The following is a 24,574-nucleotide window of genomic DNA, read 5'->3' as shown; positions in this document are numbered from 1 at the left end:
TTCCGGACGCACTCCACCCAGGGCTGCGGGGCCGGTTCTCCGTACGGCATGATCCCCGCCCATGAGAGCTCTGATCGGGGTGGAACTCCCCGGATACCGGCCCGTGGACAACGACACATGGGCGAACGACGACGGCGATGTGCTGTCGGTGCACCTCTTCGAACTGCCGCCGGATCTGCCGGCCGGGCTCGACGACGGCCCGACGCTGCGCCACACCCTCACCCACTACACAGCACAGGCGGGCGGCGGGCTGATCGAGGCCTCGGTGAAGACCCTGGGCGGGCTGCCCGCGCTGCGTCAGATACTCAAGCTGCCGCTGCCCGGCCGGCCGAACGGGCAGGCGTTCATCGGCAGTTTCACCGTGCCGCGTGCCGGGTGCAGCACCGTGGTGAAGATTCAGGCGGCCGAGCACGGCATGACGGGGATGCGGGAAGCGGTGGTGCTCGCAAAGGTCGGTGTGGAGCAGTACTTCAGGCCGCACCCTTATGCCCCCGACGTCCAGGGCGGACTGCCGTTCCATGCGGCCGACCATGAACGGTGGGACGCGGAGTTCCCCGATCACCCCCTGACCCGGGTCCGCCGCACCCTCGGCGCGCTCGCGGAAGCGGTCGGCGTGGCATCCGACTTCGCCGCGCTGCCTGCTTTCGCAGGACCGGGGCGCCGGGACTGACGCCGGGTAACACGACGGCGCCGCCGCCCCCGTGGGACGGGGAGCGACGGCGCCGGTGGAGCAATGGTCAGACGAGCCAACCCACGAAGTGGACGATGCCGGCGAGCAGGCTGGTGATGAGGTTCATTCGGTGTTTCTCCTCGTACATGGTGCATATGTGGGACTGCGCAGTCGCGGTCTGCAGCTCGTCGTTTGCGCCCTGTAATCATGTGATGCCGCAGGGGAGTTGAGCTACGAATGGGCATACGATCACACGTTCCAGCGAACATCCGATCCCCTGTTCGTGTGTTCTGTCGCGCCATGCGGGGGCCGTGTCGTCCACGCCGGGGCGTCGGCGCCCGGATACGGTGCCCGCATGGTGAACGAGTCCCCGGACACCCGGCGCCACCACTGGACCCGGCCGACCCGACGTGGACGTCCGGCGCTGCTCGCAGGCGTCGTCCTCGTCCTCGGTATCGCGGCAGCCGTCCTCGTGCTGGTGCTGGCCAGGGAGGGGATGTTCGGCCCGCCGCCACGCAGCCTCGTCATCCCCGAGGGCCGGCGGGCCTCCCAGGTGTACGCGGCGGTGGACAGGTCCCTCGATGTGCCGCCGGGCACGACCAGGAAGGCCGTCGGCAAGGCGGACCTCGCACTGCCGCCCGAGGTGAAGGGCAACCCCGAGGGCTATCTGTTCCCGGCGACGTACCCCGTCACCTCCGGCACCACTCCGTCGAGCCTGCTGACGTACATGGTCGACACGGCACGGCAACGATTCGGCGCGGACCAGATCGCCGCAGGGGCCAGGCGCAATCACGTATCCGCCCATCAGGCCGTGACGATCGCCAGCATCGTGCAGGCCGAGGCGGGCACCACGGCCGACATGGGCAAGGTGTCCCGTGTCATTTACAACCGGCTGGCCAGGGGCATGCCGCTCCAGATGGACTCCATGCTCAACTACGCGCTGAAACGCAGCACCCTGGACACCACCGCCGACGACACCAAGATCGACAGTGCGTACAACAGCTACGAGCACAAGGGCCTGCCGCCCACACCCATCGGTAACCCGGGGGATCAGGCGATGGAAGCGGCGATCACACCCACGCCAGGCAGTTGGCTGTACTTCGTGACGGTCGCGCCCGGGGACACCCGGTTCACCGACAGCTATGCCGAGCACCAGCGGAACGTCCAGGAATTCAACCGCAACCGGCTTCAGGCGAGCGGCAGTTGAACGGCGTCCCAGATCCCCGCGGCGGCACGCGGGTCAGTGTCGCACCAGCGTGACGGCGGGTTCGCCGCCATGCTCCACAGCCCTGTCTGCGGCTGTCCTGTCCGTAGTCGTCCCGTCCTCGGGGGCCTTGAGCAGACGGGTGATCGCGTGCACCGCCGCCCGCCCCGCCCGGTTGGCCCCGATGGTGCTCGCGGAGGGTCCGTACCCGACGAGATGGATGCGCGCGTCCCGTACGGCCTGCGTGCCCTCGACTCGGATACCGCCGCCCGGCTCGCGCAGCCTCAACGGTGCGAGATGGTCGATGGCGGCGCGGAACCCGGTCGCCCAGAGGATGACATCGGCCTCCACCGACCGGCCGTCGTCCCAGGTCACTCCGGTCGGAGTGATCCGGTCGAACATCGGCAGCCGGTCGAGCACTCCCTCCGCGCGGGCCCGCCGGACGGCGTCGGTGAGCGGCAGTCCGGTCACACTCACCACACTCTGCGGCGGCAGCCCCCGCCGTACGCGCTCCTCCACCATGGCCACGGCGGCCCGCCCCTGATCCTCGCCGAACGGCCCCTCCCGGAAGACCGGCGGCCGGCGTGTCACCCAGAAGGTCTCCGCCGCCACCTCGGCGATCTCCATCAGATGCTGCGTTCCGGAAGCCCCGCCGCCGACCACGATCACCCGCTGCCCGGCGAACTCCTGCGGACCCGGGTAGTTCGCGGTGTGCAGCTGGCGGCCCCGGAAGGTGTCCTGGCCCGGGTAGCGCGGCCAGAACGGCCGGTCCCAGGTGCCCGTGGCATTGATCAGGGCGCGGGTGGCGTACGTACCCTCGGAGGTCTCGACCGACAACCGCCCGCCGTCGCCCTCGCGCACGGCGCTCACCTCGACGGGCCGGTGAACCCGCAGACCGAAGGTGCGCTCGTAGGCGTCGAAGTACTCACCGATCACCTCCGACGAGGCCCGGCTGTCATCGGCGCCGGTCAGTTCCATGCCGGGCAGCGCGTGCATCCCGTGGACCTTGCCGTAGGTCAGTGACGGCCACCGGAACTGCCATGCGCCGCCCGGCCGGGGTGCGTGGTCGAGCACGACGAAGTCGCGGTCCGGCTCGAGGCCGACGCGCCGCAGATGATAGGCGCCGGACAGACCTGCCTGTCCGGCGCCGATCACGACCACATCCACTTCGCGCGCTTCGCCGGCCCCAGAGTTGTTCACGCTTCTACCAACTATGCGGGCGTCCGGGATCTTCCCGGTCAGCGACCCCCGGCGATCAGCAGCGGCGCCCCGCCCGGCGCGGACGCCGGGCGCCCGTTCACGGCAGGCACCCCCAGCAGCGGCGAGGCCGGAACGGTGGACAGCAGTTCGCGCGCCGCCAGCTCCGGCGTGACCCCCTCACCGAACCAGTAGGCCTCCTCCAGATGCGGGTAGCCGGAGAGCACGAAGTGCTCCACACCCAGTGCGTGATACTCCTCGATCCGGTCCGCGACATCCGAGTGACTGCCGACCAGCGCCGTGCCCGCGCCGCCCCGCACCAGACCGACACCCGCCCACAGGTTCGGCGAGATCTCCAGCTTGTCGCGCGAGCCGCCATGCAGGGCCAGCATCCGCTGCTGTCCCACCGACTCACTCCGCCCCAGCGCCTGCTGCGCAGCGGCGACCGTCTCCGGATCGAGATCGCCGAGCAGTCGGTCCGCCGTCGCCCACGCCTCCTTCGCCGAGTCGCGCGAGATGGTGTGCAGCCGGATCCCGAACCGGACATCGCGACCCTGCTGCTCCGCGAGCCCGCGGATCCAGTCGATCTTCTGCTTCACATCGGCCGGCGGCTCGCCCCAGGTCAGATACACATCGGCGTGTGCGGCGGCCACGGGCCCGGCCGCCGCCGACGACCCGCCGAAGAAGATCTCCGGCAGCGGGTCCGGCGGCAGCGCCGTCAGTCCGCCCTCCACCTGATAGTGCTCACCGTCGAAGTCGTACGGCTGCCCGCTCCACACACCCCGGACCACCGAAAGGAACTCGGCGGTCCGCGCGTAACGCCGGTCGTGGTCCAGATGGTCACCGAACCGTCGCTGCTCGGTCGAGTCGCCGCCCGTCACCACATTGAGCAGCAGCCGGCCCCGGGTGATCCGCTGATACGTCGCGGCCATCTGCGCCGCGAGCACCGGCGAGATCACCCCCGGCCGGAACGCCACCAGGAACTTCAGCCGCTCGGTGTGCTGCGCCAGCGCCACCGTCGTCAGCCAGGCGTCTTCGCACCAGGTGCCGGTCGGCGTCAGCACCGCCTCGAAGCCCAGCTGCTCGGCCGCCTTGGCGATCTGTGCCAGATACTCGATATCGGGCGCCCGGACCCCGCTCACCGGAGTGATCCGGTCCCGCTTGATCCCGCCGTCGGTGTACGCGTGGCGGTCGACGAGCGTGCGGCCGTCACCGCCTGTGGGGAGGAACCAGTGCAGATGAACGTTCATGACGTGGCCTTTCCGTACGAGCGGGGGGCTGCCGAGGACGCGGGCAGATCGCGGTTGAACCGGGTGTCGACGTAGTCCTTGAAGGTGAACCGGCGCGGAATGAGCTTCAGATCGGCGAAGGTGTCGGCGATCGCCTGCTCGGACGCGATCGCCGCCGGGTCGACGGCAACGGGCACCCGCGTCCCGTAGCTGCGCTTCGCGGCGTCCAGAGCGACGGCATACGGCAGCCCGGTCTCCTTCGCCCAGACCTTCGCCCACGCCTCCGGATGTCTGAACACCCAGCTCTGTGCCCGCTCCAGTCGGACCAGCAGATCGCCGATCGCCCTGGACTTCCTGGTGTCCTTCAGGGCCGCGGGAGAGGCGACCTGGAAGCTCAGGCCGTTGACGATCCCCTCACCCGTGGTCAGCACCCGCGCCTGCCCACTGCGCAGGATCTGCGAGGTGTACGGATCCCAGATCGCCCAGGCGTCGACCTTGCCCCGGCTGAACGCGGCCAGCGCATCGGCCGGCTGCAGGAAGTTCAGCTTTACGTCCGAGAGGCTGAGCCCCGCCTTCTTCAGCGAGGCAACGAGCTGGTAGTGGGCGGAGCTTCCCTGCGCCACCGCAATGGACTTGCCCTTCAGCTGCGCGGGCGTCTTCAGCCCGGAGCCCTTCGGCACCACGATCGCCTCGCCCGCCGACGATCCATGGGAAGCGCCCACCACCACGATCTTCGAATCGGAACCGGCGGCGAAGACCGGCGGTGTGTTGCCGACACCGCCGATGTCCACGGCCTTGGCGTTCACCGCCTCCAGAAGTGGCGGCCCGGAGGTGAAGGTCGACCATTTGATCCGGTAGTCGAGGTGGTCGAGCTCTCCCGAGGCCCGCAGGATCGCCTCGTAACCTCCCTTCTGGTCACCGACGTTGAGCGTGACGCCACCCTGGCCGTCGGTGCTGTCCGTGGTGGACGCGGACGAGGCACCACCGCAGGCGGTGAGCAGCAGGGCGAGCGGCAGAAGCAGAGCGGGCAGGGTACGGCGTCTCATGGCATGCCTCTTTCCGAAGGTCGAACGTATAGGGAAGATGTGCTGGTCAGGGGTCGGCTGGTCAGGCGGCCTCGGCCGGAGCGGCTTCCTCCGCGACACCCAGCTCGGTCAGCAGCCGGGAGCGCAGCGCGGCGAACTCAGGACTGCCCACGGTGCGCGGCCGGTCCAGATCAACGGGCGTCCCGTACGCGATGGCGCCGTCCCGCATCACCAGCGCACGGTCGGCGAGCAGCAGTGCCTCGTCCACGTCATGTGTGACGAGCAGCACCGCGCAGCCGCGCCGCTGCCAGAGCTCGGCGACCAGTTGCTGAGCCTTGATCCGGGTCAGCGCGTCGAGCGCACCGAAAGGCTCGTCGAGCAGCAGCAGATCGGGTTCGCGCACCAGGGCCCGCGCCAGTGAAGCCCGCTGCGCCTCACCACCTGAGAGTGTCTTGGGCCAAGCCCCGGCTCGCTCACCGAGCCCGACCTCCTCCAACGCCCGCTCGGCCACCGCCCGTTCGGGCTTGTCCGGCAACCCGAGCAGCACATTGCGCCAGACCCGCTTCCACGGCATGAGACGAGGCGCCTGGAAGGCGACAGCCCGTCGCTTGGGCACCAGCACCGTGCCCGTGATGTCGCGGTCGAGCCCGGCCAGCACCCGCAGCAGAGTGGACTTCCCGCAGCCGCTGCGTCCCAGCAGTGCGGTGAACTCCCCGGCGTGCAGGGTGAGATCGAGCCCGTCGACGACGGCCCGCCCGTCGAAGGAACGGGTCAGTCCCTCCACCCGCACGGCGGTGTCGTAGGGCCGGGCGCTCACTGGCCCGTGAAGGTCGGTCGCCATTGCAGCAGCAGCCTTTCGAGTATCCGGACGATGACATCGGCGGTGAGGCCGAGGAATGCGTAGACGACCAGGCAGACGACGATGACGTCGGTCCGGAAGAACTCCCGGGCCTGGTTCATCAGGAAGCCGATCCCGGCGTCGGCGTTGACGGACTCGCCGAAGACCAGCGCCAGCCAGGCTGTGGCGAGCGAATAGCGCAGCCCTGTCATGGCCCCGGGCAGGGCGCCCGGCAGCACCACATGCCGGATGAGCCCCCAGCGCCCGAGCCCCAACGACTGTCCCGCTTCGATGAGTTGCTCGTCGACGCCCCGGATGCCGGCGTACACATTGAGGTAGAGATGGAAGGCCACGCCGAGCGCGATCAGCGCCACCTTCGGTGCCTCACCGATCCCCAGCCAGATGATGAACAGCGGGATCAGCCCCACCCAGGGGACGGTCCGCAGCATCTGCACGGTCGCATCCACGAGATCCTCGCCGAGCCGGGACAGCCCGGACACCAACGCCAGCGCGGTCCCGACGATGCCACCGAGGACCAGGCCCGCGGCAACCCGCTGGAGCGAGATCCCCATTGCGGACGGCAGGGTCCCGTCGGCGATCAGATCCGATCCGGCCCGGGCGATGGTTCCGGGCGAGGCGAGCACATCGGGATGCAGGACACCCGTCGCACTGAGCACCTGCCACAGCGCGAGAAGCAGCACCGGACCGATGGCTCGCCGCAGCGGGCGGGGTACGGACCGCAGCCGTGAGCCGCGGGCGGACTCCGGCACGACGGGCTCGAGTTCGACTGCCGTACAGGGACCGGATTTATCGATTTCCTCTGATATATCGGGCGGGGCGAGGGCATGGCCAAGGGTCATGAAAGCTCCACGAGCAGTCCACGGACGGGGAGAGCGCACGCCTCGAACAGCCCGACACCCCGACGGCGGACCCGCTACGGCACGGGAGCTACGACAGGGGCAGGGCGAGATGGCGTACGACGGGGCGCCTACGGCAACAGAGGGGTGCGCAAGCCAGGTGCGGGCCGAAAGACCCCTTGTTCACCTGCGGAATACGTGCTGAAGGAACGTCAGCAACCGCGACAACACGCGGCAGAGGCCACCCGCAGCAGGTCGATGTGACCGCGCGAAGTGAGCAGAGCTGAACGGAACATGTCGCCGAACGTAGCGACGCACCTGGGAACCGGTCAATGCCGTCTCGGCACGTGGACGCACCATCTTGCGCCACGAGCGAGAAGATGGGGGCATGCCCGATGCCTTCACGACCAGCGTTCTGCACCTTACGACCGGTGACACCGAGACGGTCACCGACCTGACGGACGACTGCGAGCGGTTCCTCACCCGCGCCGCCGTCGGCCGGGACGGCCTCCTCAATATTTTCGTGCCCCACGCAACCGCCGGAATCGCCATCCTGGAAACCGGCGCAGGCAGCGACGACGACCTCCTCGCCACCCTCCATGCACTGCTGCCCGCGGACGACCGCTACCAACACCGCCACGGCAGCCCCGGCCACGGTCGCGACCACGTACTGCCGGCACTCATCGCACCGCACGCCACTTTGCCGGTGATCGGCGGACGGCTGGAACTGGGTACCTGGCAGTCGGTGTGCCTGGTCGATACCAACGTGGACAACGCCAACCGTCACGTTCGGTTGAGCTTCTTCGGTGGGTGAGTCGCTTACGCTGCACTGTAGTGGGCAAACACGGCCGCACCAACTGAGCTGTGGACCGGTTTCGAGGCCGTAGACCAGCTTGGGAACCGGGCTATGCGAGTCGGTCGGCAACTTCGGCCCCGTCACGTGAAGCGGCGGGGCCCGACCTGCTCATGAGTCTTGGTCCTTGGCACGACGTGGACGGCGACGGAGTCGGCTGCGACTAGGAGTAACCTCAACTCTCCCTCTGGACAACACCATTCACCGCATGCCGCACGTCATGGCCGGACATCATGCCGTGCATGAGCGACGAGCGAACCAACAAGCGTCGGCCCTGGTGGCACGGGGCCGTCGCAGCAACCGGTATAGCCGCCTTCATTGTGCTCCTTATCTGGGGGCCCTGGTGGGTCGAAGGCAATCACCTTCGCGACAAGAGTGGCGAGCTGGTGTCCTCAGCCGGGATCATTGTCACCGGATTCCGCACCATGCTCGTCGCCATCGTCGCCGGCGGCCTCACTGCAGCGGGACTGGTGTACACGCACCGCAGCCATCAACACACGGTCGCGAAGGACCGCGAACAAGCCGCGCTCACCCGCGAAGGGCAAGTCACCGACCGTTATGTTGAAGCGATCAAGCTACTGGCTTGCAAGAACCTGACAGAGCGCTTGGGCGCGATCTACGCGCTGGAGCGCATCATCCGCGACTCTGAGGGCGACCGAGAGGCGATCCAGGATGTTATTGCGGCCTTCGTCCGAGGCCACACTACCGAGGGAGGAGGCGTGGATCAGCCGGAGGCGGAGATAGCGCTGGGAGTATCGCAAAACAAGAGCAGGACCCTGTTGCGGGCTGGATTCTTGGTCGACGTGGAGGGTTGGATGCCAACGGTGCGACCGCCAGAAGACCTTCAAGCCGCAGCGACCGTTCTCGCTCGGCACTTCCGCCATGGCGATCGAAGCCAACTGAACCTTGGCCGGTCCGAATTGCGCGGCATTCAGCTGAGCGGTGCGCGACTCGTCAAAGCGAACCTGTTTGGCGCGGATCTTCGCGCGGCGAACCTTGCTGATGCGTGGCTCGAAGGAGCGATGCTTATCGATGCAGATCTCCGAGACGCGTCCCTGGATGGGGCGGACCTCAGGGGGGCCTACTTGCACAGTGCCGACCTTCAAGGCGCACGCCTGAGATTCGCGAAGTTCAAGGGGGCCACCTTGGACGGAACTCGGCTGGATGGCGCAGATTTGTCTTATACAGAGGGGCTGCGTGTTGAGCAGTTGGTGATGGCGGACTTGGGGCGCGCTACACGCCTACCGGAAGAACTTGCTCAGCACCCCGAGGTCAAGGCGCGCATGGCCGAATGTGAAGCAGCGCGGGCCAACGACGACGAGTCGCCGCCAGCAGGCGAGAGTACCCCGGCGATTTGAACGAGGTTAGCCGCACCAGCTCCGGTGGCTCAATACCGATGGTCCGCTGCGCCCGAGCTCATCCGCGAGCAGCCTCCACGCCGCCTTGTCCCGCTCGAACTCCGAACGACCCGACGGCATCGCCAGGCCCCGCCGACCGTGGCGACACATCACCGGGCCGTCGAAGAAGTAGGCCAGTTGGGGGCCTTCACCTTGCGATGAGGGCGCTCCCGAGCTGGAGGTCGGCTACTGATCCATCAACAAGTGGAGCAAAGTCACCACGCATACACCGACCAGAGTGGCCGGGCCTCGGGCGTCCCCGGCCTCGACCTTCCGGGCCTGGACATCGCCTATCTGGCACGCGGCTTCGGTTGCACCGCGGTTGACGTGAAGAATGCGGAGGACCTGGAGCGGGAGTTCGTGGCGACGCTGCGCGCGGACATGCCGACGGTCATCGTCGTGCCGTCCGCACCAGGAAAGGCGATGTTGTGAGTCGGGGCTGAGGGACACCTTCCAGTCGCCCGGACCGGTCGACACGCCAGTCGGTTACGTTCCCGAGTGGATGTAGGCGGCCCAACGGCTGGGCAGCGCCGGGGTCTTGTCGCGCAGTTTGCGCACGGCATGATGCAGGGCCTCGGCCGCCAGCTCCGGGTCGGCTGGTTGTGTCCGATCGGAGGTGAGGCTGGTGTAGAAGTCCTGCGCCACGGTGATCGCGGTCCGGTCGTTGATGGGCCACAGCGTCCCGATGACACTGCGGTACCCAGCGAGTTGGAAGGCTGCGGTGAGGTGCGTCGCCTCGTCCGCCTGTTCCTGGTTGGTGTCGGTCGTGCTGCAGGCGGACAGGTAGGCCAGTCGGGCATGCTGGAGAGCGAGGCGCGTGATGGCGTGCAGCGTCAACGGGTTGGTCACGTGGTCGTGCAGCAGCAGTCGGCTCGCAGACGGATCGCGCAGATCCGCGTAGCCGTGGCACGCGAGGTGGACGATGCCGTGCCGACGCAATGCTTCGATCACGGTGTCGCGGTCCGTCGCATCGCCGGAAGCCGGAAGGACAGTTGCTCCGGGGATGAAGTCGCGCACGATGTCTGCCTCTTGGGCGGCACCGTCGAGCGGCGGACAGTCCGGTGCGTTCGGAACGGAGACCACCAGTGCGGACTCTGTACCGGAACCGTCGCGCCGCGCGTGGGCCAGCGCGCGGATGGTGGGCGTGTAGGAGCTGATGACGCGATCCATGACCGTCTCGGACTGTGCCATCGGCTCGTAGCGGCCCGCGGCATGGAGGGGCAGCATCGTGACCACGCCGACCGGGCACCACCACACCCTGCTCCAACGCCGGCCCTCCGGCGGGGGACCGGTGTGGCCCAAAGAGTCGAGCACGGGTTCGGTGATGTTGGTCCATGCCCAGGTGAGCACGGCCAGCATCTGGTCCTGTGCTTCACGTCGTGCCCGCGTGGGCTGCTGCCGGTCGGTGGTGACCCGCAGAGCTGTACGGAACGCATCCGCCTGCTGCACGACCGCCTTTCGGGTGACCGCGGCGGGAAGGTGCACGGTGCGCGTCGGCTCATCGGGATCGTTGCGGACAATCAGGGCGTGGGCGCTCGTCTCGTCCGCCGTCACATAGATGACCGGACCCCGGTCCGCGTGCCGGCACAGCTCGGCGATGGGCGTGGGGCGCTGGAAGCCGGCCATTCCGGGCCGATGACGGATCTCTTCGAGGAGCGCGTCCCACTGTTCGTTGAGGGCCACGCGACGGGCGGCGAGTTCGCGCGAGTGGCGTCCTGTGGCGTCGCGGTGCTCGCCGAAGGACGGCAGCGTGATCTCGTGATCGGCAGCGTTGATCGCGTCGCGGATCTCCTGGAACCGCGGCAGGAGATCGGGAGCTGCGGCCCGGAGTTCGACTGCGTCGTCCCGTGTGTCCAGCGTGCCCGCGAAGACCACTCCGCGGGTCTGTTCCAGCAGTTCGACCGCGTAACCAGGTTGGCCCGCGGCGATGGCGGTCGCCGCGGCTGTCGCGGGGAGCCTGTTCGCGCTGCTGACCCGATGCTCCCGGTCGGCGCGGTCCACGTCTCGCAGGCCCAGTTGCGGCAGCAGCTCCGTCGCGAGCCGGATCATCGCCATCGCGCGCCGCACACGCCCCAATCGGAGATCCGCAAGGGCCGCCCGCTGCGCCGCCGTGATGCGCTGACTGATCGACGCTCCGCTCATCTTGGCGGTCGCCGAATGGGGCGGAACGGACTCACGCAGCGTCGCGGGGTACTGGGTCCTCTCGAACGACAGCTGCAACAACTCACCGAGGTTGGAGAGACAATCGGCGCGGTCAGGATGATTGGGCGGAGTACTGGCAACCGCTTGCTTCGCGAACTCTATGGATTCATCGAGTGCTCGGACCGGATCTGTCTCACTGCGCAGATACAACTCGCGCAGCGCCGTGCTGAGATGCGACAGATATTTTCCCCGCTCAGGATGGTCTGCGGGCGCCGTCCCGACCAGGTCCCGTGCGGCCTCCAAGGCCTTTTCCAGCAGCGCTGGCTCCTTTGAGTGGCCGTACTCATTCATCAATGCCCGGTACAGCACGTTGAGTCGTGGCAGGTAGTCGGGATGATTCACCGAGGTGGCGATGACGGCCTTCTCGATTTCCCTCGCGGCATCGGCGGCTGTCCGTTCATCGCCCGTGCGGTCGGCGAGGTGGACCAATGAGCTGCCCAGAACGGCCTGGGTCCCGGCCCACTCGGGATCGTCGGGCCGAAGGCCGCCGACCGCCTCGCGTGCGTAGAACACCGCTTCTCGCGCCATGGCCAGGTCCCTCGTCCGTTCGGACAGCATCCGGAGAGCGTCGGCCAGGTTGCCTGTGAAGGATGCGGCCTCACGGCCGATACCCGGCGCGGTCGCGACCGCTTCGCGACCGTACTCCGCGGCATCGCGCAGAGCGGGCACGTCACCTGTCAGCTCGTACCGCCGCTTCAGCACAAGGGAGAGCAGGTTCCTCCGTGCAGAGTGATCCACGCTCTCTCGCCGGGCCTCGCTCAGCGACCGCCGGATCAACCCGGATGCCTCGTCCAGGATCTCGACGTCACCGGTACGTCCGGAAAGCAGCCAGAGCATCGAGGCGAGTGTCTCGCGATACGTGTCGAAGGCCGGGTCGTGGGGTTGCATGAACTCCACAGCGTGCCGCGCCGCGGTCACGGCGTCGCGCAGCGTGGGCAGGTCGTCCGTCCGTTCGTACTCGCAGAGGAGTGCGGACGCGAGCTCATAAAGGGATGGGGCTGGAATGGGATCCGTGAAATAGGTACCGATCGGTCCGACTCTCCACGGATACGACCACCTCACAGCCTGCGCAAGGTTCCACGGATCGAGGTCCGTCGTCGTGCTCGTGAACAGATTCAACAGCAAGTTGCCCAGATTGCGGTTTTGAGCCTCGAATTCCGGATGGGAGGGAGGTGTGAGTGAAATGACGGTCCGGCATGCGGTGATCGCTTCGCGCAGCACGGTGACATCTCGGGACTGATCGAACAAGCGCTGAAGCGCCAACGTCAGATCGACGTGCAATTCCACCTGTTTCGGATGGTTTTGTGGCATCCCTTCCAATTGCCATCGAATACGCATGACGTTCTGCCGGAGACGCTCATTCTCGACCATAGAACCCCGTGATCATGGCAGGATTAAGTTTATGCCGGACCTTACGCCGATTCTGCGGCGAGTCAGTCAGCTTTGCGAGAGTCTTGAGTCTGACGCCGACCTCCGGGAGGAGATCGAGCGTGCGGGATTTCCGAGCGAGAACTGGGAGGAGTTGGCGGCCGCGATCCGGGCCGGTTCCGCGGATGCGCTGACCGACCTGCTCGACGCCGTCGAGGATGCCGCTGCGGACGCGGGCCTCGACGGCGTCACAGGCCCGAATCGCGAATACAAGCCGTTGCCGAGCGACCGGCCGGATGGGCTGGGGGGATTCAGAACGGTAAGCGGCTGGCGATGTCCGCATCCCTATCGCTGCGGCCGCGCGTACGCCGCTGTCGACCCAAGCCCGATCCGGAGGTGTGCCGTCACCGGTGACGCGTTGACCTGGATCTCGGTGGAGAGCGGGTGACCGCCTTTCTGCAGCAGCTCGGAGCGAGGATCGCGGACCGGTGGCTCGTGAACCTGCTCCTGCCAGGACTGCTCTGGCTGTGCTGCGCGGTCGTGGCCGCCCGACTCGGCTGGGAGCACTCCATCGACCCGCGTGCGGCAGAACCTCTGGTGCGCCGACTCGGCGACCAGCGGTCCACGGCCCAGGCCGTACTTCTCGTGGCGGGAGTGTTCGGTGCCGCCGCTGCGATCGGGCTCGCGGCCATCGGTCTTGGAGCGGCGCTCCGTCGCGCCTGGGCGCTGCCCGGTACGTCCGTCGCGCCCGCGAGGTGGCTCCGCGACCAGCGCAGGCGACGCTGGGACGCCGCAGACCGCACGGCCGCCCAGCTCAGGACGGACATCCTCAACGCCGTGGACCCGTCCGCCGCACTGGTGGGACCGGAGTACCGCGACGCGCTGGCGAGGCGGGAGTCGATCGGGCTCGAACGGCCCCAGAGGCCGACCTGGATCGGCGATCGCTGGATGGCGACCGGTATCAGGATCCACCGGGCCTACGGACTCGACCTGACGGTCGTCTGGCCGCGGCTGTGGACCCTACTGCCGGAAGTGCCGAGGAGTGACATCGCGGCGGCACAGCTTGCCTATCAGGAATCGAGTGTGTTGGTGTCGTGGGCTGTTCTCTACGGCGGAGTGGGACTTTTTTGGTGGCCCGCGCTGATCGTCTGCGTCATCCTCGCCGCGGCCGGCGTCCTCAAGACGCGGGACGCTATCAGTAGCCTGTGCGAACTGGTGGAGTCGGCCTGTGACCTGTACATCCACTCCATCGCCGAACAGCTCCGTGTCCCATGCTCGGGCCAGCTGACTCCGGAGGCGGGAAGGGCGATCGGCGCGCTGCTCCGGCGCAAAGACCTACCGCCGGCCTAGCGCGCCGCCGCTTTCACCCCCACCAGTCTCCGATGCCGTCCCAGAGCCGCTCGATCTCCCGGGCCGCATCGCGGTAGTTGAGGCCGAGTTCCATCACTTGCTGGTGGGTCTCCTGCATCGCGCGCATGCCACCGTTCCGGTTGAGCTGATGGCCGGCCGCCCTGATCTCGACCGCGCCGCGTAGCCATGCGTCAGCCTGGTCGGCCGAGGAGATCAGCGAGTCCAGGTACCTCTTATCCAGGAGAAGTCCTTGCTGCTCTTTCGAGAGATACGGGTAATTCCTCAGGCCGGCGTCCGCGGCTTCGGCCAGGCGTCGGGAGAGACGGGTGGAGTCGCCCTCTCTCACGTTGCTCCGAGCAGGCGGCTGGGTGCCGTTGGCCTCCAGGGTCAGCCTCCTGACGACGTCCAAGGGTCGCAGGTTCTGCCCGCACACCCGACACCAGATGCTCGGCGGGATCGTGATGTAGAGCCCGCATTCCCGGTTCGGGCACATCGTCTTGATGGTGGTTCCGGGGCGGAAGGTATCCTTCGCGAGAATGAGGCTCTGTCCGCACTTCGGGCAGCCGAAAGTGAAGGGCCCATCGAGTTGCGGCAGTTGGTTGCTGCATCCGGGACAGGAGTCTGGCTGAGGGGGAAATTCACCGCCATTTGCCGCGAACCGGTCTTCCAGCTCTTCATTTGCATCCGGTACGAGCCAATGACACAGATGACAGATCAGATCGGTGTCGAACTGGAAGGACAGCTGCTCGCACGATGAGCATCTCAGCACAAGCTCGCCTGCGCGGCGCACCTGCTCGACGATGTCCGGAACCCTGCTGGGAAACACTTCGTCGAAGCAGGAGGGGCAGACGGGCCGAACTGCGTCACAGTCCCTGCCGTGATGCGCGAGCATGCACGCGCCATCGTGACCGCATGAACCGTCGTGCGGAGCGTGAGGACACCCGGGCCGCACATTCCCGGAACCGCGGGACGATTCGTCGCCGCCGTCTCGATCGACTCCATCGGCATCCAAAATTCTGCCGTCGTCGTAGATCAGGCGGAAGACTTCATTGCTGTACAGGCGCTCATTCACTTTCCTCCCTTCCCAGAACGCCACTCTCAGCTTGAGCCCCATGCCCGAGAATCGGTTCATCTTGTCCGTGGCGGTATCCGACAACCCGCTTTCCGGAACGTCGACGGTCCCGAAGGTCCCGTCAACCGGGGACCCGGAGCGCGGTTCAAGTAGGTTGGCCCAGTTCCCTCCGCCTTTCGGATGAACCTGGAGGAGGTATGTATATAGAGGCATCCGGTGAGCATATCTAGCGCGTGTAGACATGGTCTACCGCTTTCGGTAAGTGCACGCGGAAACCACGGCCTGATCTATTGATCTTCACCGTTGTCCACGAGAGTGGATGCGAACGGAATTTATCGCTCCGCTGCTACTGAATTTTCCATTCCGTGACGGCTCCTCAAGAAGTCCCAGCTCGGCGCATCCTGGACGCTCCGACGAAGGCACTCTGCCAGCCGTTCTGTTGTTGGGTGGAAGGGCCGTGCACGGCTGCCCAGTGCAGGAGCAGGAGGGTCGTCCAGCGCAGCTGGAGGCTTCCGCCGGATGCGGAGGTGGTGACCGGCAGTAGGGCCGCGAAGTCGAGGTCGTTGAGTGGGCGCGGCGGAAGCGTGAGGTGCAGCTGGTCGTACTAGACGGCCGGGGTGGTCGCGGTCAGCCAGCGAATTCCAGGCCTTACTCGCACGCCTGGTCGTGTGCGGCGACGGTGAACGTGTAGGAGGTGTCCGAGTCGATGCGCGCCCACTGGGGGTGGGTGGCGTCCGTGCGGCCCCAATAGCCGTCGATGGTGGCGGAGGTCTCGCCGTCGCCGGGGGCGTCGCCCTTGCCGGTGACCGTCATGCGGAGGCCGGTGACGCCGATCGACTGAAGTCCGGTGACGGCCGGCACAGCTTCGTCTCGCTGCTCTCGGACAGTGGCCTGCCCTTGGCGGAGATCTCCCGTCTCCAGGGCGGCTGTGCGCAGTTAACGGCTACGCTGACGGTTGTTTTGACGGAGTTTCGCGGACACGAACATCTCGAACCGCAACCGTCAGGTGCGGTTGTCGTTCCTCGGGTAGGGGTAACGTCCGCCGTCACTGTAGGAGCGACTTCCGGCCGCACCGAATGAGACGCCGCCGGTCGGTAGGGTCGGCACCGATACACCCTCGTCCGGCACCGGGAAGCCGCCCAAAGCCCACGGAACGCCACGACGGGGGAGCTGTGGCAAGCCGCCCGCCCGCCGCAGCGGCGGGCTCGCATTGCCAACTGTGGCGTTTGCTTCCCGTGTCTGGTGCGCCGTTCAGGGCTGCTCCACGCAAGCGGTACCGCTCATCGGCACCGGCCTACGCAAACCACCATGACGACATCGCCCATTCAAGGTCAGTAACCTGCGATTTCGGGACGCTAATCGCGTCCGCTGCGGTGAGGTGTGTGCGTCGGGGCGCAGCCGGCAGGTGATGTTGGCGGCCAGCACCAGCCGGCCGTCCGCCGCCCGGGGCAGCGGCACCGCGGTCAGCGCCCGCCGAAGCCGGGCCACCTCCACCCGGCCCGCGGCCAGGGCTTCATTTAGCCCCCTGTGATCGCATTCCGGTAACCCGGTGCGGTTCCGCCCAGTCAGCCGCCCAGCAGCCCGTCCACTTCCTTCCGTGCCATGCGCGTGTCCCGGTGTTCCTCGCCCAGGACCCGCGCACGGTCGGCGACGACCTCGCGGAGCAGGGCCGCCGCCGACTCGACCTCCCCTAGCCGCGCCAGGGTCCGGGCCCGACCGAACCTCGTCGTGATGAGGGGCCGAGGAGGCGCTCCTGGTCGGCGAGCACCTCCCGGTGCAAGGCCCACGGCCTCGGCGAAGTCACCCGCCTCGCCGGTCGCGTACGCGATGCGGGAGCGGGTCTCGAGCAGCTCGGGATCGTCCGCGTCGAGCACCCGCAGCTGGTCCGGCAGCAGCTCCCGGTACAGCTCGCGGGCCCGCCCGTACGCCCCCGACTTGCTCGTCCAGTACGCCGTGCGGGCCCGGGCGAGCAAGGTCGCCGGCGCGTCCGCGCCGAGGCGCTCCCCGAGGCGCTCGGCCCAGCTCGCCCAGCGGGCCCGGTTCACCGTCGCCTCCGGTGCGGCGCGCAGCTCCCGGCTTGCCAGGAGCCGCTCGTACAGCGCCGCGGCGGCGTTCTCGTCGGGCGCGGCGAGAGCCACCTGCCACAGGTGCTCGGGCTCGGCCTGCTCGGCGTAGCGGTGCAGAGGGTCGTCGGGCGTGTGTTGTTCCATGGGAGTCCCCGAGGGTCCGCCGATCTCTCACAGGAGTGTGTCGACCGTTGATCTATATGCACCAACTTGCTTGTCCAGGTGCCAGGTTGTGGTGAGTCGCGCGTGGGAGTCGTGAAGAGTTCGCGTACGATTCTCGGGATTCGGTCACAGGAGCGGAAAACTCGGAGGGCTCACTCGGCGCTTCCGAACAAGTCGGGTGCCGACCATGCGATGGGAGACCGATCAACGATGTTCACTCTGGAACGGAGCAGACTGCGGACGGCCGCGCTCGCGCTCTCGGCCGTCGCGGCCCTCGCCTTCGGCACGACCGCCACGACCGGCGCGGCAGAGGCCCCCGCCCCCGCGAAGCAGGGGCCAACCTCGGTGGCGTACGTCGAGGTGAACAACAACAGCATGCTCAACGCCGGCAAGTACACGCTCGCCAACGGCGGCGGCAACGCCTTTGACGTCGCCGTGATCTTCGCGGCGAACATCAACTACGACACGAGCACGAAGGCGGCGTATCTGTACTTCAACGAGAACGTGCAGCGCGTCCTCGACAACGCCGCCACAGAGATACGGCCGTTGCAGCAGAAGGGCATCAAGGTCGTCCTCTCGGTGCTCGGCAACCACCAGGGTGCAGGGTTCGCCAACTTCCCGTCCCAACAGGCGGCTTCGGCGTTCGCGAAACAAATGTCGGACACCGTGGCCAAGTACGGCCTCGATGGCATCGACTTCGACGACGAATACGCCGAGTACGGCAACAACGGCACCGCCCAGCCCAACGACAGCTCGTTCGTGCACCTGGTGACGGCACTGCGCGCGAACATGCCGGACAAGATCATCAGTCTCTACAACATTGGCCCGGCCGCGTCGCGCCTTTCCTACGGCGGCGTCGACGTCTCCTCCAAGTTCGACTACGCCTGGAACCCGTACTACGGCACCTGGCAGGTCCCCGGCATCGCACTGCCCAAGTCGAAGCTGTCGCCGGCGGCCGTCGAGATCGGCCGGACCTCGCAGAGCACGGCAGCCGACCTCGCCCGTCGCACCGTCAGCGAGGGATACGGCGTCTATCTGACGTACAACCTCGACGGCGCCGATCGCAGTGCCGACGTCTCCGCGTTCACCAGGGAACTGTACGGCAGTGACGCCGTCCACACGCCGTAAGGCGACCGCACGCCCCGGCACGCGGTGCTCCCTCGGGGCCTGCCGCATCCCATAGGGCCGCGACCCGTGCAGGCCGCGCTGTCGACAACGATGTCGGGGGCGCGGTCGCACGCCTGCCTGCTGCCCCCTCTTACGGATCAGAAGGCAGGTCACATCTGAATGAGCACTTTCAGCGGTAACTCTCCAGAGTGACGACGGCTTTGGCTGCGGTGGTGAGCCAGGTCGGGCTGCAGCGTGCTTTGCGGAAGATTCGCCAGGTCTTGAGGCGGGCCATGCCTCACTCGACGGGGTAGCGCAAGCGAGCATGGGCCTTGTTCAACGACTTCTGGCGGAAGCCGAGTTCTTTGCCGGGGCGGCGTCGTCGCCCGGTGGCGAAGGTGCCGCCGGCTCCCAGGTAAGCCAGGTCGGCCAGGACCGAGATCCCCAGTCGGCGGCAGGTGTCGATGATGCGGTGTCTGCGGGCCGCGGTGCGATCGTGAGTGCGACCGGGCAGCACCCCTGAGATCCACAGGATCGTGCCGTCCGGATCGGTGACGACCTGGACATTCACCCCATGACGACGGTGCTTTCCCGAGTAGTCGCCGCGTGCGTCACCGACCCGGTCGCACTCCGCCAGAGTGCCGTCGACCAGCACGTACTCCGCTCGCGCCTTCACCTCGCCCAGGGCCCGGGTCAGCCCCGGCGCCTCCTTGGCGAGCAGCATCACGACGGAACGGACATAGGCGTGTGCCGTTCCGACGCTGATCCGGAAACCGGTCGCGATCTGAGCGAGAGTGCTGTGCTGGCGCAGGTACACCAGCGCGACCAGTGCACGCTGGTGCGGGCGCAGCTTGCACCGTCGGTCCCCCTCACGGAGGACGATGAGCATCGTCACCGTCTCCACCAGTGCATGCGGCAGGTCCAGTGCGGCAGGGTACGTAACCAACGAGGCCCCTCGGGAGATGAGTTCAGACGTCAGACATTCACCTCAACACCCCTGGGGCCTCGCCCGTTCTGCCCCAGTAACGGTCACCCGATCGGTGACCACTCTGAAAGGCTCATTGTTCCTGCTGGGTATGTAGGCAAGGCTTGCTGGGCGGTCGATCGGTATATGTGTAGCGTGTTGTTGCGCGTGTCGGGATACTGCGTCGGTGACCGGTTCTGCACTGCCTCAACTGCTTCGACCTCGTGCCCTGAGGCCCGGAGATCTCGTCGTTATCGCATCGCTGTCCGGGCCGCTCCATGCCGCTTACGAGCCCGACCTCGAGCAGGCGGTGGTCGTGCTCGAGCGGATGGGATTCCGCGTGCGTCGGGCACCGCTCCTCGAAGCAGGGCGGCACCATTGGTGGAGCGCGGCTACGCCGGCGGAGACCGCCAGGGAATTCAATGCTCTTCTGCGTGATCCTGAGGTGCGCGCCATCATCGCGCATGACGGCGGCCAGACGGCGCTCGGCTACCTCGACCTGATCGACGTCGAGGCGATCACTGCCGACCCCAAGCCGATCCTCGGCTACAGCGACATCTCGCTGCTGCATCTGGTGCTCTACGCGCGCACGGGTCTGGTCGGCTTCCATGCCGACTTGGCCACCCCTGGACTCGGCGGGCACTGGCAGGCCGCGCCCGCAGCACGCAGAGCGGAACTTGAAAAGCTCTACTCGACGCTGCTGACCGGTACGGAGCCGATCGGTGCACTGCCAGCCACCCCGTCGTGGGAGTGCTGGCGTGCCGGTCGCACCGAAGGCCGACTGATCGGCGGGGTGATTAATCGCATCGTGCTGGCGCAGGCGACACCTTACGCGCTGCCGCTCGAATGGTTCGACGGCGCGGTGCTGTTCTGGGAGGAGATGGGCGGCCAAGCATCGTATGTGTGGAGCTATCTACAGGTACTACGGCACTGCGGCATCCTCGATCGAATCGCCGGCATGGTCGTGGGCGTCCCGTACGCGATCGACGGACTCGACTCGCCCGACGCGTCCCCGACCCTGCCCGAGATAGTCCTCGACGTCCTCGGCGACCGTGACATCCCGGTCCTGGGCAACGTCGAGTTCGGACACGCCGGCCCGAATCTGCCGATGCCGGTCGGCATCCGCGTCGCCCTAGACGCGCAGCAGCGGACATTGTCGCTGCTCGAACCGGCGGTACGCCCGCTCACGGTGACCGGACCGGGCGGCTGAGCAACGCGGATCAGTGAGTTTCTTCTTGGGGCCTGCCCAACTTGTTGGGCGGATGCGGATTGACTATCGGGTGACCATCACCCGATCGGTGGCCACTCTGAAAGAGCTCAATGACCCAGACCTCCAGTGGGTCCTCGTGGGGACCGTCATGAGGGAAAGGATCGAGGGCCAACGGGGCCTCAAGGTGATCCCGCGGCGCTGGGTCGTCGAACGCACCCTCGGCCGGCTCATGCGCCACCGTCGTCTCGCCCGCGACTACGAGACGCATCCGCACCGCTCCGAGGCCATGATCTGCCTCGCAATGATCGACCTCATAAGCAGACGCCTGACCCGCGAATCCACCCTGAACTGGCGCAACACCTGACTTCGATCCAAACACTATCCGCGGGACAAAACGCTCTTTAAGGGCTGTCCCGCCATGGTGGGCTTCGGCTGGCGTGACCGGGTGGGGGCGCCTGCGGGCCAGGTGATATGTCGAGACGAACGACTACAACTCTCTCGACGCCCGTCCACCACGACGGGCCGGCCATCGCCGTCGGCCAGACCGTCGTCGACACCGGTGGTCTCCAGGTGAGCCGTCTCGGTCCGCCGGAGAGTATCGCGCTGCCTTCAACCAGCAGGCGGTGAAGGTGAATCGGCCGCCCGAAGACGAGTAGCGCGGCGCCCGACCCCGATGTTCGAGTGCGAATGAGTGTGGTCGTGTGCGGGTGATCCGTAGAGGGCTTGAACGGCGTCGTTGTGTCATGTTCCCGCGCCCGAGTCAGGACGAGGCAGACGAGGCAAAGGGAACGAGGCTGGATGCGTACACAGAAGACGCACACGCAGATGAAGACGCGTGCGCAGAGAAGGTTGAGATGGGCGTCGCTCGCCGCTGCCGCTGCCGCTGCCGTGACGCTGGGGACGGGACTGGTCGCCGCGCCTCCCACGCACGCGGCGGACGACCCGGTCGAGGTCGTGGTCGACGGTGACGACGTGCATGCCGACAACGTGAACGGCCTGACGTACAAGGGCCTCGGCGTGCTCAGCTGCAACAGCACAAGCAATTTGCTGATGGACTACAAGGCCGAGCACCCCGAGCGGTACTGGCAGCTCATCCGCGTGCTGTTCGGCGGTGAGAATCCCCTCGTCAATCACGTCAAGGTCGAGATGGGGTCGGACACGAACACCTCAACCGGCGCCGACCCGGCGACCATGCGCACACGGGACGAGCTCGCCGACGCCTCCCGCTCCCCGGGCTTCCAGTTGGCCGCCGACGCCAAGACGGTCAACCCGAAGCTCAAGGTCTCGATTCTGCGCTGGGAAATGCCCCAATGGGTCCAGCTGGAATGGAACAAGGGCACCGGCACCGACGAGATGTACCGCTGGTACAAGGAGACCATCCTCGACGTCTACGAGAAGTACGGGTACATGATCAATTATGTCAACCCGGACAAGAACGAGACCCGCTCGCCGGACATCTCGTTCGTCAAGTGGTACAAGAACGCGGTCGTGAACGACACGGACTTCGCAAGCGAGCGCTACGGAATTCCGGCCGGAGAGCGGGAAGCGGCCGCCAAGGCCTACCACCGCATCAAAATTGTCGCCTCCGACGAGAACAACACGCTCAACATGGGCCCGGCGATGCTCAGCGACGCCGATCTCTTCGGGATCGTCGACGCGGCGGGCTACCACTACACCACGGAGGACCGGCGCGAGGGCGCCGCAGACAGCTCCACATATCTGCCGTACACGAAGCTGGCGACCGGCGACAGCACGTACGGCCAGGACAAGGAGGTCTGGTACAGCGAGGGGACCGCCTCGTTCGGTTACACCGACTACCGTGTCAACAACACCGAAGGCCCGAACGGTGCCAGCACCGGAATCGGCGGCGTGCAGAGCGCTCTCGACGTCGCCAACCGCCTCGTCAAGAGTTACGCGAATTCCAAGCGCACCCACTACATCTTCCAGCCGGCGATCGGTTCCTTCTATGAGGGCGCCCAGTACAGCCACAAGGAACTGGTCAGCGCACGCGACCCGTGGTCGGGATATCTCCACTACGACGCGGCGCTGTACGTGATGCAACAGTTCACCGAGTTTGCGAAGACGGGCTGGGAGAACGACACGAACACGGCGGGCATCTGGCGCACGGTTCCCGAAGCCAGTTACAGCGGAGTGAGCGGCACCGAGAATCTCGACGGCTCCAACGGCGCCCCCAGCTACATGACGCTCGCCGATCCTGAGAAGAAAGACTTCTCGACCGTCGTCGTCAACGACAGTGACCAGCCGAAGACGTACCGGATCAAGGCTGAGAATCTGCGGCTCGGCAGCGACCCCACGATGGAGGTGTGGGAGACCCGAGCGGCCGACGCCGGGCAGCGCTACGACGCCAACTTCAAGCAGCTGGTCGACGAGATCCGGCCGGATGCCGATGGCGCGTACACGTACACCGTGAAGCCGCGGTCCATCACCAGCCTGACCACGCTCCACAAGAGCGCCGACGCGTCCACGAAGCAGCGCCTGCCCAAGTCCGGGGAGCGCGCCGTCCTCGACAGCGACGGGAGTGGCAAGCGCGGCGACACCCACGACACGTACCTGTACGCGGACGACTTCGCGTACGACGAAGAGGGAAAGGTCAAGGTCGGCACGACGTTCCAGCCGTACCTCGCCTCGCGCGGGAACCAGCCCCGCTACATGGTCGACCAGACCGGCGCATGGGAGGTGGGCGGCGACGGAGTGCTGTACCAGTACATGGACCAGTCCATGAAGGACACCGCCTCCTGGAACAAGAACACTCCCAACACCACGGTCGGCGACTTCCGTTGGGAGAACTACAAGGCGTCCGTCGACGTCTCCTTCCCCGACCCGGACGGCGGTCTCGCGGCCCTGGGCGTGCGCCAGCAGAAGGGCATGGCGATCAGCGACGCCGCCTACAACCTGCGCATCGGTCCCGACGGTGCCTGGACGTTCTACGAGTACGGCACGGCCCGCGCGCAGGGCAAGGTCGCGGCGGCCGACGGTTACCGCCTCGCTGTCGAGGCGAAGGGGGCGAAGATCACCGCCTTCGTCGACGGTACGGCGGTCGCGACCTACGACGACCCGACCCCGCAGACCGAGGGACGCGTCAAGCTCGGGAGCGGCTTCCAGCGGACGGGCTTCGACAACCTGAAGGTCGAGAGGGTCGACGGCTACACGCCGTACGCCAGCGCACAGTTGGACAACATGGACAGTGCGGTCACGTACGAGGGCGTGTGGAGCCGGAAGGCCTCGCTCGGCGACGCGATGGACTGGTACCGCTCGACGTCGACGAGCACGACGGCCGGCGCGTCCTTCACCGTCCCGTTCCGCGGTACGGGGGTCGACGTCATCGGCGGCAACGACGGCAGCGCCGTCCTCGACGTCTATGTCGACGGCGTACTCGTCGCCAGGAACGCGAAGACCGCCGCCACCGACAAGCGCCTGGCGGCGTACGCGCTGCGCGGCCTGCCGGACGGCAAGCACCGGGTGAGGTTCGTCCTGAAGTCGGGGACGCTCGTCCTCGACGCCCTCAACACCTTCTCCGCCTCTCACGAGGAGGACGGCGGGGTCGACACGGCGCCGATCCGCCGTGCCCTCGCGGAGGTCGCGGCGCCGGAGCAGGGCGCGTACACGGCCGCGTCGTGGGACGTGTTCGCGCATGCCGTCGCCGTCGCCAAGTCCGCCGTGGCCGGGCAGGACGGCCTCGACACCGTCGGGGCCGAGCAGCTCGCGAGCAGGCTGCGAACGGCGTACGACCAGTTGGCGCGCAAGGAGGACGCCGCGCAGTAGACAGCTCTCGTACAGGGCGA

At 67.2% G+C, this 24,574-nt stretch carries 20 protein-coding genes and 3 pseudogenes; 11 read left to right on the top strand and 12 right to left on the bottom strand.

All coding sequences use genetic code 11. The features are described from left to right. Positions 1-61: 61 nt before the first annotated feature. Both ACIA8E_RS21525 and mltG read left to right on the top strand, forming a co-directional pair. Complete coding sequence (locus ACIA8E_RS21525) at positions 62-670, top strand: hypothetical protein (protein WP_399300562.1); 609 nt, start codon at positions 62-64, stop codon at positions 668-670. Positions 671-1,025: 355 nt separating this feature from the next. Beyond that, entirely contained in the window at positions 1,026-1,877 is an 852-nt protein-coding gene (gene mltG, locus ACIA8E_RS21520) for an endolytic transglycosylase MltG (protein WP_399300559.1), read from the top strand. Between the two features lie 33 nt (positions 1,878-1,910). Here the strand turns inward: mltG and ACIA8E_RS21515 are convergent, their stop codons facing one another. From ACIA8E_RS21515 to ACIA8E_RS21490, 6 genes are all read right to left on the bottom strand, one after another. Continuing rightward, positions 1,911-3,074: an NAD(P)-binding domain-containing protein gene (locus tag ACIA8E_RS21515; protein WP_399300556.1), complete on the bottom strand. Its 1,164-nt coding sequence runs from the start codon at positions 3,072-3,074 to the stop codon at positions 1,911-1,913. Positions 3,075-3,112: 38 nt separating this feature from the next. Continuing rightward, positions 3,113-4,321: an LLM class flavin-dependent oxidoreductase gene (locus ACIA8E_RS21510; RefSeq protein WP_399300553.1), complete on the bottom strand. Its 1,209-nt coding sequence runs from the start codon at positions 4,319-4,321 to the stop codon at positions 3,113-3,115. Beyond that, a complete protein-coding gene (locus ACIA8E_RS21505) occupies positions 4,318-5,346 on the bottom strand; it encodes an ABC transporter substrate-binding protein (RefSeq protein ID WP_399300550.1) in 1,029 nt (342 codons plus the stop codon). The genes ACIA8E_RS21510 and ACIA8E_RS21505 overlap by 4 nt, the downstream gene beginning before the upstream one ends. 61 nt (positions 5,347-5,407) lie before the next feature. After that, on the bottom strand, positions 5,408-6,166 hold the full coding sequence (locus ACIA8E_RS21500) for an ABC transporter ATP-binding protein (RefSeq protein ID WP_399300548.1): 759 nt from the start codon (positions 6,164-6,166) through the stop codon (positions 5,408-5,410). Next, positions 6,139-7,023, bottom strand: a complete 885-nt coding sequence (locus ACIA8E_RS21495) for an ABC transporter permease (RefSeq protein WP_399300546.1) — start codon at positions 7,021-7,023, stop codon at positions 6,139-6,141. The genes ACIA8E_RS21500 and ACIA8E_RS21495 overlap by 28 nt, the downstream gene beginning before the upstream one ends. A gap of 209 nt (positions 7,024-7,232) precedes the next feature. Further along, complete coding sequence (locus tag ACIA8E_RS21490; protein WP_311307964.1) at positions 7,233-7,316, bottom strand: putative leader peptide; 84 nt, start codon at positions 7,314-7,316, stop codon at positions 7,233-7,235. Positions 7,317-7,408: 92 nt separating this feature from the next. Here ACIA8E_RS21490 and ACIA8E_RS21485 point away from each other — a divergent pair, with 92 nt between their 5' ends. The 3 genes from ACIA8E_RS21485 (at position 7,409) to ACIA8E_RS21475 (ending at position 9,702) form a co-directional block, all read left to right on the top strand. Further along, positions 7,409-7,834: a secondary thiamine-phosphate synthase enzyme YjbQ gene (locus tag ACIA8E_RS21485; RefSeq protein ID WP_399300543.1), complete on the top strand. Its 426-nt coding sequence runs from the start codon at positions 7,409-7,411 to the stop codon at positions 7,832-7,834. A 281-nt stretch (positions 7,835-8,115) separates the two neighbouring features. Continuing rightward, complete coding sequence (locus ACIA8E_RS21480) at positions 8,116-9,231, top strand: pentapeptide repeat-containing protein (protein WP_399300540.1); 1,116 nt, start codon at positions 8,116-8,118, stop codon at positions 9,229-9,231. Positions 9,232-9,474: 243 nt separating this feature from the next. Beyond that, on the top strand, positions 9,475-9,702 hold the full coding sequence (locus ACIA8E_RS21475; protein WP_399300537.1) for a thiamine pyrophosphate-dependent enzyme: 228 nt from the start codon (positions 9,475-9,477) through the stop codon (positions 9,700-9,702). A gap of 54 nt (positions 9,703-9,756) precedes the next feature. On the opposite strand, the gene ACIA8E_RS21470 is transcribed toward ACIA8E_RS21475, so the two are convergent. Then, on the bottom strand, positions 9,757-12,843 hold the full coding sequence (locus tag ACIA8E_RS21470; RefSeq protein WP_399300534.1) for a CHAT domain-containing protein: 3,087 nt from the start codon (positions 12,841-12,843) through the stop codon (positions 9,757-9,759). Between the two features lie 31 nt (positions 12,844-12,874). Here ACIA8E_RS21470 and ACIA8E_RS21465 point away from each other — a divergent pair, with 31 nt between their 5' ends. Both ACIA8E_RS21465 and ACIA8E_RS21460 read left to right on the top strand, forming a co-directional pair. Next, the gene (locus tag ACIA8E_RS21465) at positions 12,875-13,288 is read left to right on the top strand and encodes a hypothetical protein (protein ID WP_399300530.1); all 414 of its coding nucleotides are present in this window, start codon (positions 12,875-12,877) and stop codon (positions 13,286-13,288) included. Continuing rightward, a complete protein-coding gene (locus tag ACIA8E_RS21460) occupies positions 13,285-14,190 on the top strand; it encodes a hypothetical protein (RefSeq protein ID WP_399300527.1) in 906 nt (301 codons plus the stop codon). The genes ACIA8E_RS21465 and ACIA8E_RS21460 overlap by 4 nt, the downstream gene beginning before the upstream one ends. A 13-nt stretch (positions 14,191-14,203) precedes the next feature. On the opposite strand, the gene ACIA8E_RS21455 is transcribed toward ACIA8E_RS21460, so the two are convergent. The 4 genes and pseudogenes from ACIA8E_RS21455 to ACIA8E_RS21440 form a co-directional block, all read right to left on the bottom strand. After that, positions 14,204-15,346: a hypothetical protein gene (locus ACIA8E_RS21455; protein WP_399300525.1), complete on the bottom strand. Its 1,143-nt coding sequence runs from the start codon at positions 15,344-15,346 to the stop codon at positions 14,204-14,206. Between the two features lie 564 nt (positions 15,347-15,910). Then, on the bottom strand, positions 15,911-16,123 hold the full coding sequence (locus ACIA8E_RS21450; RefSeq protein WP_399300522.1) for a hypothetical protein: 213 nt from the start codon (positions 16,121-16,123) through the stop codon (positions 15,911-15,913). Between the two features lie 504 nt (positions 16,124-16,627). Then, positions 16,628-16,831, bottom strand: a pseudogene (locus tag ACIA8E_RS21445) (transposase); the annotation flags it as partial. Next, positions 16,828-17,472: a tetratricopeptide repeat protein gene (locus ACIA8E_RS21440; protein WP_399300519.1), complete on the bottom strand. Its 645-nt coding sequence runs from the start codon at positions 17,470-17,472 to the stop codon at positions 16,828-16,830. The pseudogene ACIA8E_RS21445 and the gene ACIA8E_RS21440, both read right to left, overlap by 4 nt. Before the next feature lie 228 nt (positions 17,473-17,700). Here ACIA8E_RS21440 and ACIA8E_RS21435 point away from each other — a divergent pair, with 228 nt between their 5' ends. Next, positions 17,701-18,618, top strand: coding sequence for an endo-beta-N-acetylglucosaminidase H (locus tag ACIA8E_RS21435; protein WP_399300515.1), 918 nt, complete (start codon positions 17,701-17,703; stop codon positions 18,616-18,618). Positions 18,619-18,787: 169 nt separating this feature from the next. On the opposite strand, the pseudogene ACIA8E_RS21430 reads toward ACIA8E_RS21435, so the two are convergent. Next, positions 18,788-19,543 (bottom strand): annotated as a pseudogene (locus ACIA8E_RS21430) (transposase family protein). A 205-nt stretch (positions 19,544-19,748) separates the two neighbouring features. Between ACIA8E_RS21430 and ACIA8E_RS21425 the strand changes: the two are divergent. From ACIA8E_RS21425 to ACIA8E_RS21415, 3 genes and pseudogenes are all read left to right on the top strand, one after another. Then, positions 19,749-20,771, top strand: a complete 1,023-nt coding sequence (locus ACIA8E_RS21425) for an LD-carboxypeptidase (RefSeq protein WP_399300512.1) — start codon at positions 19,749-19,751, stop codon at positions 20,769-20,771. 172 nt (positions 20,772-20,943) lie between these two features. Next, positions 20,944-21,135: pseudogene (locus tag ACIA8E_RS21420) on the top strand (IS5/IS1182 family transposase); the annotation flags it as partial. A 434-nt stretch (positions 21,136-21,569) separates the two neighbouring features. Next, on the top strand, positions 21,570-24,554 hold the full coding sequence (locus tag ACIA8E_RS21415) for a GH59 galactosidase (protein ID WP_399300509.1): 2,985 nt from the start codon (positions 21,570-21,572) through the stop codon (positions 24,552-24,554). The last annotated feature ends 20 nt before the right edge of the window (positions 24,555-24,574 follow it).

This window comes from Streptomyces sp. NPDC051664 (assembly GCF_044453545.1).
In the GTDB taxonomy this organism is placed as follows: domain Bacteria; phylum Actinomycetota; class Actinomycetes; order Streptomycetales; family Streptomycetaceae; genus Streptomyces.
The sequence above is the reverse complement of the archived record's forward strand: the minus strand, read 5'-3'. Positions and strand labels throughout refer to the sequence as shown.